We start from the raw sequence: 15,286 nt of genomic DNA, 5'->3' as shown, positions 1-15,286 counted from the left end.
CCGGTCAGCCAGTTGATCTACACCGGACGCCGTGACGAGATCGGCGAAATCGCCTTCGCCATGAAGATGCTGGAAACCGAAGCCGGCGCCATGGTCGGGCGCATCGCCGACTGCAGCCGCCAGCTCAGCAGCCACGCCCGCGACCTGCTCGGTGCCATGCATGGCAGTACCGAAAGCGCCTCGCGCCAGCAGCAGGAAACCGATCTGATCGCCACGGCGATTCGGCAGATGACCGCCAGCGTGCAGGAAGTCGCCCTCAACGCGCAGCGCACGGCCGAGGTGGCGGCCCGCGCGGACAGCGAAGCGGCCAGCGGCCGGGAGATCGTCGGCCTCACCGGCAGCAGCATCACGCGGCTGGCCGGGGACATCCAGCAGGCCGCCGAAGTCATTCATCAGCTCGAAAGCCACAGCCAGGAAATCAGCCGCGTGCTCGACGTCATCCGCGGCATCGCCGAGCAGACCAACCTGCTCGCGCTCAACGCCGCTATCGAGGCGGCGCGCGCCGGCGAGCAGGGCCGCGGCTTCGCCGTGGTCGCCGACGAGGTGCGTCAGCTGGCATCGCGCACATCCAGCGCGACCACCGATATCCAGAGCATGATCGGCTCGTTGCAGGCCGGTGCGCGCCAGGCCGTGGACGTCATGCAGCGTAGCCGCGAGCAGGCGCAGCACAGCGTCAGCCATGCCGACCAGGCCGAGCATTCGCTCGGCGGCATCAATAGCCGGGTCAACGAGATCAGCGCCATGAGCAGCCAGATTGCCGCAGCGGTGGATCAGCAAAGCTCGGTCAGCGAGGAGATCACCCAGAGCATCGTCAGCATCCGCGGCAGCTCGGACAATCACGTTGCCACCGGTCTGCACAGCCAGCGCAGCGCCTGCGGCGTCGCCCAGCTGGCCGATGGCATGCTCGAGCTGGTGCAACAGTTCTGGGCGAGGCGGCGGGCGTGATCGCTGCAGTCTGTCGCTTGCACGGGACAGACTGATATCAGAGTGGCATCATGCACTCGTCGGCGCTTATTAAATGACGCCGGTTGGCTGGCACTTCGCTGGCCATTGCCGCGCCGACGAGGCATTTCCACATGATGCGCGCCTTACTGCTGATGGTCGCCTGCCTGACGTTGCTGCCCTGGACCGGCAACGCGATGGCGGCTGAGCCATCGCCGGTGCTGCAGACAAGGGGGGCGGCGACGCTGCAGGTCGGCGCAGTGGAATACCTGCTGGGCAGGCCGGACGCGGATTTCACCCAGATCGCCGCAGCCGATCTGCCCTGGCGGCGGCTGAACAAACCCAACCTTGGCAAACAGCGCGACGGTGCCTGGCTGCGCCTCCGGCTGCATAACACGGGCGACGCCGCGAAGCGCTGGTACCTGCTGCTGAAATGGCCGGTGCTCGACCGCGTCGCGGTGCGCCTGTATTACCCGGACAGCGACCGCTGGGGTCAATCCATGCTGGCCGGGGATGCCGTGGCACTGAGCAGCCGACCGCTGGCCGACCATCACTTCGTCTACCCACTCGAGCTGCCGGCGGGCGAGCGAGTGGTGGTCTATCTGCAGCTGCAGGCCAGGGAAACCCTCGCTCTGCCGCTGGAGCTGATCGACGAAAAGCAGCTGATCGAGGGCAAGCTCCGCGACGTCACGCTGGTCAGCCTGTTCTTCGGCGGCATCCTGGTGATCGTGCTGTACAACTGCAGCCTGCTGATCTTCACCCGCGACGGCAGCTACTTCCTCTACGTGCTTTACCTGCTCAGCGCGGTGTTCTACGTGCTGACCATTACCGGCTTCGGCCAGCTCTACCTCTGGCCGGAAATCCCCGAGCTGTCGGCACGCTTCTACGGCCTTTCCGCGGCGCTGTGCTTCTTCACGCCGATGCTGTTCGCCTTGCGCTTTCTCGGCATACGCCGCTATGGCGGCTGGGTCTGGGCGGTGTCCGTCAGCCTGACCGGCTACTGGGGTGTGGCGGTGCTCATGCTGCTGCTGGCACCGGCCCTGGCGCGCTATCTGTTCATGGACAGCGTCGCGCTGCTGCACTGCGTCGTGACCATGGCCGTGACGCTCAACCTGTGGATGCGCGGCAATCCGTCCGCGCGGCTGTTCAGCATCGCCTGGAGCACCTTGCTCGGCTTCACCGTGGTCAACCTGCTGGCGCTCAACGGCACCTTGCCACTCAATGCCTGGACGCTGAATGGCCAGCTGATCGGCATGTTCGCCGAGTTCGTGCTGCTATCCATGGCGCTGGCCGAGCGCATCAACGTCGAGCGCAACCGGCGCATCGCCGCGCAGCAACTGGCATTGCACGCCTCGGAATCGCTGGCCGAGGAGCGCGCACTGCGCTTGCAGGCCAAGCAGGAGGCGCTGGATCTGCAACTGCGCGCCAACGAGGTGCTCGAGGCGCGGGTGTACGAACGCACCCGTGCGCTGGAAGAAGTCCGCCACGGCCTGGAAGCCGCCAACGCCGAACTGATGCGCTTGAGCACCACCGATTCGCTGACCCAGCTGGCCAACCGCCGGCGTTTTGATCGTCTGCTGGACGAGGAAATCCGCCGCGCGCGGCGCGCCGACAGCCCACTGTCGGTGTTGCTCGCCGATATCGATCACTTCAAGCGGGTCAACGACAGCTACGGCCACCCCTTCGGTGACGAGTGCCTGCGCCAGGTCGCGGCAGTGCTCGCCGCCCATTGCCAGCGCGCCGGCGACGTCGCGGCGCGCTATGGCGGTGAGGAGTTCGTCGTCCTGCTGCCGGGGCTCGACGCCGAACAGGCCGTCGCCCTGGCGGAATCGATCCGCTGCACGATCGCGCACCTGCAGCTGCAGCATGGCGAACAGCCGGTGGCGCTGACCATCAGCCTTGGCGTCGCCACGCTGACCCCCTCGCTCGTCGCGCCGGCCGATCTGCTGGCGGCGGCCGATGCGGCCCTCTATCAGGCCAAGAACGCTGGTCGCGACCAGGTGGTGCTGGCGCCCGGCAACTGCATCAGCGAAGACGACCCGGCCGTTACTCCACAGCCGGTATGAACCGCACCCGCACCAGCAGGCCGCCGAGAGCGCCCTGATCCAGGCTGATCTCGGCGCGATGGGCGCGGACGATTTCGCCGACGATGGCCAGCCCGAGGCCGGCACCATGGCCGCCGGTGTCGCGGCGGTAGAAGGGGGCGAAGACGCGATCGCGCTCGGCGGCCGGAATACCCGGGCCGTCGTCCTCCACCTCCAGCACGGCGCCGTCAAGCACGCGCAGCACCACGTTGCCGCCGTCGCCGGTATGCGCCAGCGCGTTGTCCAGCAGGTTGCTCAGCAGTTCGCTGATCAGCGTCGGCTCGCCGTCGATCCATACCGGCGCCTCGGCCTCCAGCGCCAGGGCGACGCCGCGCTTGTGCGCCAGCGCCGCCAGCGCCAGCCCCAGCTCACGAGCCAGCTGCGACAGGTCCAGGCGCTGCGCGCCACCCTCGGCGATGGACTGCGCACCGCTCTCGATGCGCGCCAGCGAGAGCAGCTGGTTGGCCAGGTGGATGACCTTGTCGGTGCTCTGCCCGGCGTCTTCCAGGGTGGTGCGCCAGACATTCGGCTGCGCCTCGCGCAGACCCAGCTCGATGCGCGCCTTGAGCGCCGCCAGCGGCGTGCGCAGCTCGTGGGAGGCATCGGCGATGAAGCGCGCCTGGCGCTCGAACTGCCCGCGCAAACGCTCGGTGAACTGGTTGAGCGCAGCCACCAGCGGCTTCAGCTCGCGTTGCACGTCGACCAGCGGCAGCGGCCGCAGATCATCCGGCGCGCGATCCTGCACCGCCTCGCTGAGCCGGGCCAGCGGGCGCAGCGCGGCGCTGACCGCCAGCCACACCAGCAAAAGCGCGGCGAGCGCCAGCAGACCCAGGCGCCACAGAGTGTCGTTCAACAGGCTGCGCGCCATGCGCTCGCGCGCGCCGAGCGTCTCGGCCACGCGAATCTCGGCGATGCCGTTCAGCTCAGGCTCGCTGACCGGCTGCAGCAGGCTGACCAGACGCACGCCCTGGCCCTGGAACTCGCCGTCGTAGAAGCGCGCCAGCGCCGGGTAGTCGTCGGTGCGGCGGACCTCGGCGCCCGGCGCGGGCAACTGTTCGTAGCCACTGACCAGACGCCCTTCGGTGTCCAGCACCTGGTAATAGATGCGCCCCGCGCTGTCGTAGGCGAAGGTGTCCAGCGCCACGTAGGGCACGTTGGCGCGCAGCCTGCCGTCGCTGGTCACCAGCCCATCGGCAATGGCCCGCGCGGACGCCAGCAGGGTGCGATCGTAGGCGGTATCGGCGGCGGCGCGGCCGTTCCAGTAGGCACTCCAGGCCCCATACAGCAGCAGCGGCGTGAGCAGGATGGTCAGCCGCAGCAGCAGCCGCGCGCGCAAACTGCCGGCCGCGGTGCGCTCAGCCATCGAGCGCCTCGAGCATGTAGCCCAGGCCGCGGAAGGTGACGATGCGTACCGGCTGGCCCTCGAGCTTCTTGCGCAGACGGTGGATGTAGATCTCGATGGCGTCGGCGCTGGCGTCCTCGTCCAGGCCGAATACCTGGGCGGCCAGCTGATCCTTGCTCATCACCCGACCGGGGCGGGCGATCAGCGCTTCCAGCACGCCCTGCTCGCGGGAGGTCAGCGTCAGTGGCTCGTCGGCCAGGCTGAAGCGCCGCGCATCCAGATCGTAGACCAGCGCGCCGCAACGCTGCTGGCGTTCGCCGCCGCCGACGCTGCGCCGCAGCAGCGCCTTGACCCGCGCTTCCAGCTCGGACAGTTCGAACGGCTTGGCCAGGTAGTCGTCGGCGCCGAGGTTGAGCCCGTGCACGCGGTCACTGACCTCGCCGCGTGCGGTGAGCATCAGTACCGGCAGCGTCTTGCCGCGCTCGCGCAGGCGAGCCAGCACCTGAAAGCCGTCGAGCCGTGGCAGGCCGACGTCGAGGATCGCCAGCGCGTAGTCCTCGCTGGCCAGCGCCAAGTCGGCGGCGACGCCGTCGTGCAGCAGGTCCACGGTCCAGCCGGCGGCGCGCATTGCCTGCGCCACGCTTTCGGCGAGCTGGGGGTGGTCCTCGACCAGAAGAATTCGCATTGCCTGTCCTCTGCGATGGCGACGGAGCGCCAGTGTAGCGGCAGAACTTTCATGCCGCTGCTGGCTTTCAGCGCTGAAAGGCTGGCGAAAGCTTGACCGCCTAGGATCGCTCGCAGGTGGCTCGATCCACCTCCGCACGGCGCATGTGCCGTGACAACAAAAACAACAACTGGAGATACCCAATGCTGACTGTCGTCAGACCCACACCTGCCCGTCTCGCCCTTGCTGTCGCCGCCGCTTCGCTGACGCCCTTCGCCCAGGCCGCATTCATCGAAGACAGCAGCGCAACCCTGCAGACCCACAACATCTACCTGAACCGCGATTTCCGCGAAGGCAGCGGCCAGTCCAAGCGTGAAGAATGGACCCAGGGCTTCATCCTCGACGTCCAGTCGGGCTTCACCGAAGGCACCGTCGGCGTCGGCCTCGACGCGCTGGGCATGCTCGGCGTCAAGCTGGATTCCGGTGGCGGCCGCGCTGGCACCGACCTCTTGCCGGTGCACGACGATGGCAGCACGCCGGACGAGTTCAGCCGCCTGGGCCTGACCGCCAAGGCGAAGATTGCCGAGACCGAACTGCGCTACGGCTCGCACATTCCGGAGACGCCGGTAGTCAAGGCCAGCGACAGCCGCACGCTGCCGCAGGTGTTCGAGGGCGCTACCGTCACCTCCACCGATATCGACGGCCTGACCCTGACCGGCGGCCGCCTGGACAAGGTGATCGACCGCTCCTCGACCAACTCCCAGGACCTGCAGCTGAACAACAAGAACGGCCGCTTCGCCAGCGCCGCCGAGGCCGACCACCTGACCTTCGCCGGTGCCGAATACGCTTTCAACGAGAACCTCACCGGGCGCTACCACTACGGCGAGCTGGATGACGTGTACCGCCAGCACTTCTTCGGCCTGCTGGCGAACAAGCCGCTGAGCGACAACTCCGCGCTGAGTGCGGACCTGCGCGTGATGCTCAGCGACGACACCGGCGCGGCGAATGCCGGCAAGATCGATAACCAGGCCTGGAACGGCATGCTCGGCTACAGCCTGGGCGGGCACAAGGTCAGTGTCGGCTACCAGCAGATGCGCGGCGATACCGGCTACGCCTACATCGACGGCGGTGATCCGTTCCTGGTCAACTTCGTGCAGATCAACGACTTCGCCAATGCCGACGAGCGCTCCTGGCAGGCGCGTTACGACTACAACTTCGCCGCCATGGGCATCCCCGGGCTGACCTTCCTGACCCGCTACATCTCCGGCGACAACGCTGAGTACAGCGGCGGCAACAACGGCAGCGAGTGGGAACGCGATTTCGAGTTCAAGTACGTGGTGCAGAGCGGCCCGCTGAAGAACGTCGCGCTGCGCTGGCGCAACGCGATGTACCGCTCCGACTTCGCCCGCGACGCCGACGAGAACCGTCTGATCGTCAGCTACAGCCTGCCGATCTGGTAAACAGAACAAGAAGAGGACCTTTCGATGAAAACCAGACTCAGCCGTTTCGCCCTGCTGTCGTCCTGCCTGCTGCTCTCGAGCCAGCTGCTGGCCGAACCCAAGCGCCCGGAGTGCATCGCCCCGGCCAAGCCCGGCGGCGGTTTCGACCTGACCTGCAAGCTGGCCCAGAGCGGCCTGAAGGACAGCGGCCTGCTCGAAGCACCGATGCGCGTCACCTACATGCCCGGCGGCGTCGGCGCGGTGGCCTACAACGCGGTGGTCGCCCAGCGTGCGGCAGAAGCCGGCACCATCACCGCCTTCTCCAGCGGCTCGCTGCTCAACCTCGCCCAGGGCAAGTTCGGCCGCTACGACGAGAACGCCGTGCGCTGGCTCGCCGCGGTCGGCACTGATTACGGCGCCATCTCGGTACGTGCCGACGCGCCCTACCAGAACCTCGACGAGCTGATTGCCGCAGTGAAGAAGGACCCGGGCAGCGTGGTATTCGGCGCCGGCGCCACCATCGGCGGCCAGGACTGGATGCAGACCGCGCTGATCGCCCGCGCTGCCGGTGTCGATCCGAAGAAGCTGCGCTACGTCGCCTTCGAGGGCGGCGGCGAAACCCTCACCGCCATGCTCGGCGGCCATGTGCAGGTCACTTCCAGCGGCCTCGGCGAAGTCACCCCGCAGCTCGACGCCGGCAAGATCCGCATCCTCGCCGTGCTCTCCGACGAGCGTCTGCCGGGCAAGCTGGCCGACATTCCTACTGCCAGGGAACAGGGCTACGACATCAGCTGGCCGGTGATCCGCGGCTTCTACATGGGGCCGGAAGTGCCTGACGAGGACTTCAACTGGTGGAAGACCCAGTTCGACACCCTGCTCGCCGACGAGGACTTCGCCAAGCTGCGCGAACAGCGCGACCTGTTCCCGCTGTCGATGACCGGCGATGAGCTGGAGGCCTTCGTCAAGAAGCAGGTGCAGGACTACAAGGCGCTGGCCGGCGAGTTCGGCCTGGTCAAGTAACGCGAACCGGCCCGCGTTCGCGGGCCGCACGGTCGATCCGGCAGCTGCCGGGTCGCCGAATCCCTGAGGTATCCCGTCATGTACGTACGTGTCTTCGCCGCGGCGTGGCTGCTCGCCTGCGCCGGCCTCGCCCTGCTCGCCTGGGGCTTCGAGGCGCCCTTTGCCTACGACCCGGTCGGGCCGCGCGCCTACCCGCTGCTGCTGCTGTTGCTGATGGCCTGTGGTGCGGCGTGGCTGCTGTTCAAGCCGCACGGTGAGCCGACGCCGGCGTTCGATCGGCCCAAGGCGCAGCGCGCCGTGCTGTGCGTGCTGGCCCTGCTGGCCTACGCGCTGCTGTTCGAAACCCTGGGTTTCGTCATCAGCACCGCCCTGGCCGGTTTCGCCCTCGGTCTGCTGTTCAACGGTCGCCTGTGGCCCAGCGTGATCAGCGGTGCGCTGCTTGGCGTGCTGCTCTACGGGCTGTTCGATTACCTGCTGGACGTGCCGCTGCCGCTTGGCCTGCTGCGTCTGCTGGAGAGCTGAAATGGAAACACTGAATTTCTTGATGCAGGGCTTCGATGTCGCCACGCGACCGACCAACCTGCTGGTGGCGCTGTTCGGCGCCTTCGTCGGCACCGTGGTCGGCCTCTTGCCGGGCCTCGGCCCGATCAACGGCGTGGCGCTGCTGCTGCCGCTGGCCTTCGCCCTCGGCCTGCCGCCGGAGACCGCACTGATCCTGCTCGCCGCCGTGTACCTGGGCTGCGAATACGGCGGGCGCATCTCGGCGATCCTGCTCAACGTGCCGGGTGATGCCGCCGCGGTGATGACCACCCTCGACGGCTACCCGCTGGCGCGCCAGGGCAAGGCGGGTATCGCCCTGTCGCTTTCCGCGGTCAGCTCCTTTATCGGCAGCACCATCGCCACCTGCGGGGTGGTGCTGTTCGCCCCGCTGCTGGCCAAGTGGGCGGTGGCCTTCGGCCCGGCGGAGTACTTCGTGCTGATGATCTTCGCCATCGCCTGCCTTGGCGGCATGGTCGGCGACAAGCCGGTGAAGACGCTGATGGCCGCGCTGATGGGCCTGGCCCTGGCCACCGTCGGTGTCGATTCCACTACCGGCGTCTACCGCTTCACCTTCGGCAGCGTCAGCCTGTCCGACGGCATCCAGTTCGTCATCGTGGTGATCGGCTTCTTCAGCGTCAGCGAGATCCTGCTGATGCTGGAGAAAACCCACAGCGGGCAGAAGGCGGTGAAGGCCAGCGGCCGGTTGTTGTTCAACTTCAAGGAGTTCTGCCTGACCTTCTGGACCATGGTGCGCAGCGCCGTGGCCGGCTTCGTCATCGGCACGCTGCCGGGCGCCGGGGCGACCATCGCCAGCGCCATGACCTACATGAGCGAGAAGCGCATGGCCGGCGACAAGGGCCGCTTCGGTGATGGCGACCTGCGCGGCCTGGCGGCGCCGGAAGCGGCCAACAACGCCTCGGCCTGCGGCTCGCTGATCCCCATGCTGACCCTCGGCGTGCCGGGTTCGGGCACCACCGCGGTGATGATCGGCGCGCTGACGCTGTACAACATCACCCCCGGCCCGCTGCTGTTCGAACAGCAGCCGGACGTGGTCTGGGGCCTGATCGCTTCGCTGTTCATCGGCAACGTGATCCTGCTGGTGATGAACATCCCGCTGGTCGGCCTGTTCTCGCGCATGCTCGCCGTGCCGAACTGGGTGCTGGTGCCGGCGATCACCGTGATCAGCATGGTCGGCGTGTATTCGGTGCACAGCACCACCTTCGACCTGGTGCTGATGGTCGGCCTCGGCGTGTTCGGCTACTTGCTGCGCAAGCTGGACTTCCCGCTGTCGGCGCTGATTCTCGGCTTTGTGCTCGGCGAGATGATGGAAGACAACCTGCGCCGTGCGCTGTCGATCTCCAACGGTGAGCTGCGCATCCTCTGGGGCAGCCCGATCACCCTGGCGCTGTGGGCGCTGACCGTGGCGATGCTCGGCATGCCGGCGCTGCGCTGGTACCTCAAGCGCCGTCGCGGCAACGTGGTCGAGGCGCAGGCCTGACGTGTATCGGCGGCTGCCGGGCTGGTGGGCGACACCACTGATCGGCGCGCTCGGCGGCTGGCTGGCAACGCTGGCCAACTGGCCGCTGCCGTGGATGATCGGCTCGCTGCTGGCGGTGATCGCCGTGCGCTGCAGTGGCTGGCTGGTGAGCGAGGTGCCGCGCGGGCGTCAGGTCGGGCAATGGATCGTCGCCAGCGCCATCGGCCTGCACTTCACCAGCGAGGTCATGCAGCAGGTGCTGGCGCACCTAGGCGTGATCCTCGCCGGCGCGGTCGGCACGTTGCTGCTGGGCCTGATCGGCCTCTTCATCCTGCTGCGCAGTGGCACCGATCGCGCCACTGCGTTCTTCGCCAGCATGCCGGGAGGCGCCAGCGAGATGGTGGTGCTGGCCAACCGGCACCAGGCCGAACCGGCGCGGGTGGCGGCGGCGCACAGCCTGCGCCTGCTGCTGGTGGTACTGATCGTGCCGGCGCTGTTCACCTGGGGCCTGCCGTCGATGGAGGCGCCAGCGCCAGCGCCAGCGCCGGTGAGCTGGCCCTGGTTGGCGCTGCTGCTGCCGGCGGGCGGTCTGCTGGCGCTGCTCTGGCAACGGCTGAACCAGCCCAACCCGTGGATGCTCGGCCCGCTGACCGCCTGCGCGCTGGCCAGTGTGGCGTTCGACCTGCACATCGGCCTGCCGGGCTGGGCCGGCGCGCTCGGCCAGTGGTTGATCGGCTGCTCACTGGCCTGTCATTTCGACCGGCCGTTCTTTCGCAGTGCGCCGGCGTTCCTGCTGCGCATTCTGCTTTTCACCCTGCTGGCGATGCTGTTCGCTGCCGCACTGGGCGGCGCGCTGGGCTGGATGACCGCGCTGGACGAGGTGTCGCTGATGCTCGGCATGATGCCCGGCGGCATCACCGAGCTGTGCCTGACCGCCGAGGCCCTGCAGCTGTCGGTGGCGCTGGTCACCGCGGTGCAGGTGCTCAGGCTGTTTCTGGTGATGTTTCTCGCCGAGCCGTTGTTTCGCCTCTGGCAACGCCGCGCAGGCTAGGCGGGACGCCCTGGCAGCTGTGGCTCGTTGGCCAGCACCTCGCGGGTACTGTCGTTGGTGGCACGCGATTTGCCACCACCCGGACCTTCCAGCGCGGGATAGGCGGCGCTGCAGAACAGTGAATTGAGGCGCTTCATGTCGGCGATCAGCTCCAGGTGCGCTGCGCTGGTCTCGATGCTTTCCACCACCTGCTGGTGCAGGCGCTGCACGTGGGAGTGCGCCAGCTCGCGCTCCAGCTTGCGGAACTGGCGCTTGTGCTGCAGCAGCTGGCGGGCGCTATGGGAATCGCCGGAGATGAACACCGACAGTCCCAGGCGCAGATTGGTGCTGAGCTGTCCATGCAGCTGGCTGAGCTCTTCCAGGCCGCTGTCGGAGAAGGAGCGACGCTTGGACGTCTTCAGGTTCTGCACCTTGCTGACCATGTGCTCGATGATGTCGCCGGCCTGCTCGAGGTTGATCGCCAGTTCGATGATCTCGGCCCAGCGCCGGCCCTCCTGCTCGGCCAGGTCCTCGCGCGGCATCTGCGCCAGGTAGAGCTTCACGCCGCTGTAGAGCGCGTCGACGTCATCGTCCAGGCGGCGAATCTCGTCGCCGGGCTCCGGTCGGTCTTCGCGCAGCACCTCCAGCAGCCGCGCCAGCATCAGCTCCATCATGTCGCCGATGCGCAGGGTTTCGCGGACCGCATTGGCCAGGGCCAGGCTCGGCGTATCCAGTGCGGCGGGGTCGAGATGCCGAGGCTGCGCCACGCCGTTGTCCAGCGCACGCTCCGGCAGCAGGTATTCACACAACTGCGCCATCGGCTTCACGGTGGGCAGCAGGATCACGCAGCGCAGGCTGTTATAGATCAGGTGAAAACCGATCACCTGGGTTTGTGCGCTGACACCCAGGGTGTCCATCCAGGCCACCAGCATGCCGAGAAACGGCAGCACGATCAGCCCGGCCAGCTTGTACAGCAGGTTGCCCAGCGCCACGCGGCGTGCCGAAGCCGGCTGCAGGCTGGCGTTGAACCAGGCGAGCAGGCCGCTGCCGATGTTGGCGCCGATCACCAGGCCCAGCGCCACCGGCAGGCTGATCAGGCCGGCACCGGCCAGCGTCGAGGTCAGCAGCACCGCGGCGAGGCTGGAATACGACAGCACGGCGAACAGCGCGCCCACCAGCACCGCGAGCAGGGTGTCGCCGGCCAGCGAGGAGAACAGCACCTGCATGCCGCGCGCCTCGGTGATCGGCTCGGCGGCGTGCACGATCAACTGCAGGGCGAGAATGATCAGGCCGAGGCCGATCAGCACGCGGCCGATCTGGCCGACGCGGGTCTGTTTGCGCGAGAGGAACAGGCAGACGCCGAGCAGCGTCAGCAGCGGCGACAGCCAGGAAAGATCGAGGGTCAGCACGCGGGCCATCAGCGCGGTGCCGACATCCGCGCCGAGCATGATTGCCAGCGCCGTGGGCAGCGCCATCAGCCCCTGGGCGACAAAGGAGATGGCCAGCAGCGCGGTGGCGTTGCTGCTCTGCACCAGCGCCGTAACACCGATGCCGGCGCCGAAGGCCAGCGGCGCATTGCCCATGCTCTGGCCGAGCGCCCGTCGCAGGTGCGAGCCATACACCCGCATGATCCCGGTACGCACGATATGCGTACCCCAGACCAGCAGGGCGATGGACGACAACAGGTGCAACAGGGTCAGCATCGGTCGGGCTCCTGCCCCGGCGAGCAGCAACGACGAAAGCCTGCGTCACAAGGACGCAGATCTTCACCGGGGATACTCGATTGACCCTGGCCTGCCGGCCCCGTTCACCGAAACGTCACAAAGCCTTGCTGGCCCGCCCTCTCAGGGGCGGGTGTAGTAGCCCACGCCCAGCAGTACATCGTCGACCCGCTGGATCAGCGTGTGCTTCTGCTCGACCGCGTTGGTCGCCGGGTTGCGCCAAACGTAGTCGACGCTGCCGGAGCCCTGCTTGCGGGCCAGTTCGATCATCTCCTTGAACAGTGGCTTGCCGGCGGCATCGTTGACGTTGCGCACATCGACCCCCACCAGGTTCGGCGAGCTGCCGCTGGCGCGATAGCGACCGTCGTCCAGACCGATGACGAAGACGTACTCGTCGTTGAAGACGAAGCCGCCACGCGGGTCGTTGAAGTTGCGGAAGGCGGCCTCGGCACCCTTGTCCTTGACCTGCTGCACGGCGCGGTCGAGCAGCGCCTTGGCGTGCTCGGCGGTGGCACGCGGGATGTAGTAGCCGACACAGAGCACGTGGTCGCCGATCTTGCGGAACTGGCTGATCTTGTTCTCGACCTTGTTGTCGGCCGGGTTGAGCCACTGGTACTCGACTTCGCCGCTGTCCTGCTTGGCCGACTTGTCGAGGATTTCACGCATAAAGGATTTGCCGGCGGCATCCTTGAGTTCAGCGACGTTCAGCCCCACCAGGCTGGCCGAAGGGCCGCTGCTGGCCTGCATGGTGCCGTCCTCGCCGAGCACGAAGATGTAGTACTGGCCGTGGACGAATTCACCGTTGCGGTCGTTGAAGGCGGCCAGTGCCTGCTCCGGGCCCTTGGCCTGGAAGGTCAGCACGGCCTGGTCGAGCAGGGCGCGGGCCTGGCTGGCGTGGCTGCGCTCCACCGAGCCGAGCGTCCGCTGTTGGGCCGGCTCCTGTGCGTGCAACAGCAGCGGCACGGCGCCCAGCGTGGCGGATAGGGAAAGGGCGAGCAGCTTCTTGCGGTTCCGGTTCATGAACGACTCCTGACCTGATGGCGGGCGACTAAGCGGCCGCCCCGTTGCCCCATGCTAGGCAGCCGCGGCGTAATTGATATTGGTCGAGAGAAGCAAAAGGGCAGGGCGAAAGGAGGAGATGCGCTGCGACACGAGTTGTCGCAACCGGGATACAGACTCAAGTGCACGGCTCGCTCCCCTGCGGAGCGGCCTGTAACCTAGCGACTTCTGTTCACGCGGTGCGCCCATGCTCAGCCTTTACCACGCTCCCGATCTGGAAACCCTCGGCGAACTGGCCACGCGCCTGCTTGCCCAGCCGCTCGCCGACCCCTTCGCCCCGGCGCTGGTGGTGGTGCCGAGCCAGGGCATGGGCCGCTGGCTGACGCTGGAACTGGCGCGCAAGCAGGGCATCGCCATGCAGCTGGAGATTCAGCTGCCGGCCAAGTTCGTCTGGGATCTGAGCCGTACCGTGCTGGGCAGCCTGCCCGAGCAGTCGGCGTTTTCCCCGACCACCCTGACCTGGCGCCTCTATGGCTGGCTCTGCGAGCCGACCAACCTCGAGCTGGCGCCGCGTCTGGCGCAGTATCTCGACGGCGGCGATGAGCGCCGGCGGCTGTCGCTAGCGGCCAAGATCGCCGACGTGTTCGACCAGTACCTGCTCTATCGCGACGACTGGCTGGCCGCCTGGGAGCGTGGCGAAACCTTCGATCTAGGCCCGGACGAAGCCTGGCAGGCGCTCCTCTGGCGCGAGCTGACCAAGGACGGCCATCCGCACCGCGCCCGGCTGCTCGACGACTTGCTGCAGCGGCTCTACAGCGACGAACCCTTGCCCGGCCTGCCCGAGCGCCTGCTGGTGTTCGGCATCAGCAGCCTGCCACCGCACCACCTGCGCGTGCTCGATGGTCTGGCGCGACATATCGACGTGGTGGTCTGCGCGCTCAACCCGAGCCGCGAAGCCTGGGGCGAGATTCGCGATATCCGCGAGCTGGCGCGCCAGCCCGAGAGCGGCGCTGATGATTGGTATCTCGATGTCGGCCATCCGCTGCTGGCCAGTCTCGGCAAGCAGGGCCGGGACTTCTTCGATTCCCTGTTCAGCCTGACCGCCAGCGAGGGCAGCCAGGAGTTCGGCCTGTATTCCGAAGACGAAGACCTGCGCGATGACAGCCTGCTGCACGCGCTGCAGAACGACATCCTGCGGCTGCGCACCCGGCAGCCCGATGAGCGCATCACGCTCGCCGAAAACGATCGTTCGCTGGAAGTGCACATCGCCCATTCGCCGCTGCGCGAGGTGGAAATCCTCCACGACCAGCTGCTGGCGCGCTTCGCCGCCAACCCAGCGCTGACGCCCGATCAGGTGGTGGTGCTGACCCCGGATATCGAGCGCTACGCACCCTTTATCGAAGCCGTGTTCGCCCCACGCGAGGGCAGCCCGCGAATCCCCTACAGCCTGGCCGACCGCAGCCTCCGCGCTGAAATGCCGCTGATCGAGGCCTTCCTCGAATTGCTGATGCTGGCGCAGAGCCGTTTCACCGCAGAAGAAGTCCTCGCCTGGCTGGAGCAGCCGGCCGTTGCCCGCCGCGCCGGCATCGAAAGCGAAGACCTGCCGCTGCTGCGCGACTGGCTACGCGAAGCCGGCGTGCGTTGGGGCCGCGACGGTAGCCAGCGGGCCCGTCTCGGCCTGCCGGACGAATCGGCTTTTACCTGGCGCCAGGGGCTGGACCGCCTGCTGCTGGGCTTCGCTGCACCGCCGCAGCTGGCCGGCGACCGCGCGCCCTTGCTTGGCGAGCACTGGCCGCTGGATGCGCTGGAAGGCGCGCGCGGGCAGTTGCTCGGGCGGTTGGTGGACTTCGTCGAGCGACTCGGCAGCCTGGCCGATCAGTTGGCTAGGCCGCGCCCGCTGGCCGAGTGGGCGGATGACCTGCAAGTGCTGATCGATACGCTGTTCGACGAGCGCGAGGCCGGCGAGACGCTGCTGCTGCTCTCCCAGGCCTGCGCCGCCCTGCGCGATCAGGCGCAGGCCGCCGACCT

12 protein-coding genes are annotated in these 15,286 nt (G+C 67.7%); 8 read left to right on the top strand and 4 right to left on the bottom strand.

Features of this window, described 5'->3' with window-relative positions; all coding sequences use genetic code 11:
* A partial coding sequence (locus LO50_RS18270) for a methyl-accepting chemotaxis protein (protein WP_044315897.1) occupies positions 1–945 on the top strand: 945 nt, incomplete at its 5' end.
* Between the two features lie 131 nt (positions 946–1,076).
* Positions 1,077–3,008, top strand: coding sequence for a sensor domain-containing diguanylate cyclase (locus LO50_RS18265; protein ID WP_044315896.1), 1,932 nt, complete (start codon positions 1,077–1,079; stop codon positions 3,006–3,008).
* Here LO50_RS18265 and LO50_RS18260 read toward each other — a convergent pair.
* The gene (locus tag LO50_RS18260) at positions 2,989–4,389 is read right to left on the bottom strand and encodes a sensor histidine kinase (RefSeq protein ID WP_044315895.1); all 1,401 of its coding nucleotides are present in this window, start codon (positions 4,387–4,389) and stop codon (positions 2,989–2,991) included. The genes LO50_RS18265 and LO50_RS18260 overlap by 20 nt on opposite strands.
* Positions 4,382–5,053 carry a response regulator gene (locus LO50_RS18255; RefSeq protein WP_044315894.1) on the bottom strand — a complete coding sequence of 224 codons (672 nt, stop codon included), beginning with the start codon at positions 5,051–5,053 and terminating at the stop codon, positions 4,382–4,384. The genes LO50_RS18260 and LO50_RS18255 overlap by 8 nt, the downstream gene beginning before the upstream one ends.
* A gap of 182 nt (positions 5,054–5,235) precedes the next feature.
* Here LO50_RS18255 and LO50_RS18250 point away from each other — a divergent pair, with 182 nt between their 5' ends.
* The 5 genes from LO50_RS18250 to LO50_RS18230 all read left to right on the top strand — a co-directional run bounded on the left by LO50_RS18250 (position 5,236) and on the right by LO50_RS18230 (position 10,559).
* Positions 5,236–6,492 carry an OprD family porin gene (locus tag LO50_RS18250; RefSeq protein ID WP_044315893.1) on the top strand — a complete coding sequence of 419 codons (1,257 nt, stop codon included), beginning with the start codon at positions 5,236–5,238 and terminating at the stop codon, positions 6,490–6,492.
* Positions 6,493–6,516: 24 nt separating this feature from the next.
* Positions 6,517–7,491, top strand: a complete 975-nt coding sequence (locus LO50_RS18245) for a Bug family tripartite tricarboxylate transporter substrate binding protein (protein ID WP_014818678.1) — start codon at positions 6,517–6,519, stop codon at positions 7,489–7,491.
* Positions 7,492–7,569: 78 nt separating this feature from the next.
* On the top strand, positions 7,570–8,013 hold the full coding sequence (locus LO50_RS18240) for a tripartite tricarboxylate transporter TctB family protein (protein WP_023443992.1): 444 nt from the start codon (positions 7,570–7,572) through the stop codon (positions 8,011–8,013).
* Position 8,014: 1 nt separating this feature from the next.
* Positions 8,015–9,529: a tripartite tricarboxylate transporter permease gene (locus tag LO50_RS18235; protein WP_044315892.1), complete on the top strand. Its 1,515-nt coding sequence runs from the start codon at positions 8,015–8,017 to the stop codon at positions 9,527–9,529.
* Position 9,530: 1 nt separating this feature from the next.
* Positions 9,531–10,559, top strand: a complete 1,029-nt coding sequence (locus tag LO50_RS18230; RefSeq protein ID WP_044315891.1) for an AbrB family transcriptional regulator — start codon at positions 9,531–9,533, stop codon at positions 10,557–10,559.
* Here LO50_RS18230 and LO50_RS18225 read toward each other — a convergent pair.
* Together LO50_RS18225 and LO50_RS18220 are read right to left on the bottom strand one after the other, a co-directional pair.
* Entirely contained in the window at positions 10,556–12,241 is a 1,686-nt protein-coding gene (locus LO50_RS18225; RefSeq protein ID WP_044315890.1) for a Na/Pi cotransporter family protein, read from the bottom strand. The two genes, LO50_RS18230 and LO50_RS18225, sit on opposite strands and share 4 nt — an antisense overlap.
* Positions 12,242–12,382: 141 nt before the next feature.
* On the bottom strand, positions 12,383–13,279 hold the full coding sequence (locus tag LO50_RS18220; protein WP_044315889.1) for a cache domain-containing protein: 897 nt from the start codon (positions 13,277–13,279) through the stop codon (positions 12,383–12,385).
* 226 nt (positions 13,280–13,505) lie between these two features.
* On the opposite strand from LO50_RS18220, the gene recC reads away from it, so the two are divergent.
* A partial coding sequence (recC, locus tag LO50_RS18215; RefSeq protein WP_044315888.1) for an exodeoxyribonuclease V subunit gamma occupies positions 13,506–15,286 on the top strand: 1,781 nt, incomplete at its 3' end.

The organism is Stutzerimonas stutzeri (genome assembly GCF_000935215.1).
GTDB lineage: Bacteria > Pseudomonadota > Gammaproteobacteria > Pseudomonadales > Pseudomonadaceae > Stutzerimonas.
Note: the sequence above shows the minus strand (reverse complement) of the source record. Positions and strands in the feature narration are given on the sequence as shown.

What these genes read in the sequence shown, in the direction of transcription:
- LO50_RS18255 (WP_044315894.1), bottom strand. Translation starts at nt 5,053, where the DNA reads ATGCGAATTCTTCTGGTCGAGGACCACCCCCAGCTCGCCGAAAGCGTG.
- LO50_RS18235 (WP_044315892.1), top strand. Translation starts at nt 8,015, where the DNA reads ATGGAAACACTGAATTTCTTGATGCAGGGCTTCGATGTCGCCACGCGA.
- LO50_RS18265 (WP_044315896.1), top strand. Translation starts at nt 1,077, where the DNA reads ATGATGCGCGCCTTACTGCTGATGGTCGCCTGCCTGACGTTGCTGCCC.
- LO50_RS18250 (WP_044315893.1), top strand. Translation starts at nt 5,236, where the DNA reads ATGCTGACTGTCGTCAGACCCACACCTGCCCGTCTCGCCCTTGCTGTC.
- LO50_RS18245 (WP_014818678.1), top strand. Translation starts at nt 6,517, where the DNA reads ATGAAAACCAGACTCAGCCGTTTCGCCCTGCTGTCGTCCTGCCTGCTG.
- LO50_RS18240 (WP_023443992.1), top strand. Translation starts at nt 7,570, where the DNA reads ATGTACGTACGTGTCTTCGCCGCGGCGTGGCTGCTCGCCTGCGCCGGC.
- LO50_RS18260 (WP_044315895.1), bottom strand. Translation starts at nt 4,389, where the DNA reads ATGGCTGAGCGCACCGCGGCCGGCAGTTTGCGCGCGCGGCTGCTGCTG.
- LO50_RS18225 (WP_044315890.1), bottom strand. Translation starts at nt 12,241, where the DNA reads ATGCTGACCCTGTTGCACCTGTTGTCGTCCATCGCCCTGCTGGTCTGG.
- LO50_RS18220 (WP_044315889.1), bottom strand. Translation starts at nt 13,279, where the DNA reads ATGAACCGGAACCGCAAGAAGCTGCTCGCCCTTTCCCTATCCGCCACG.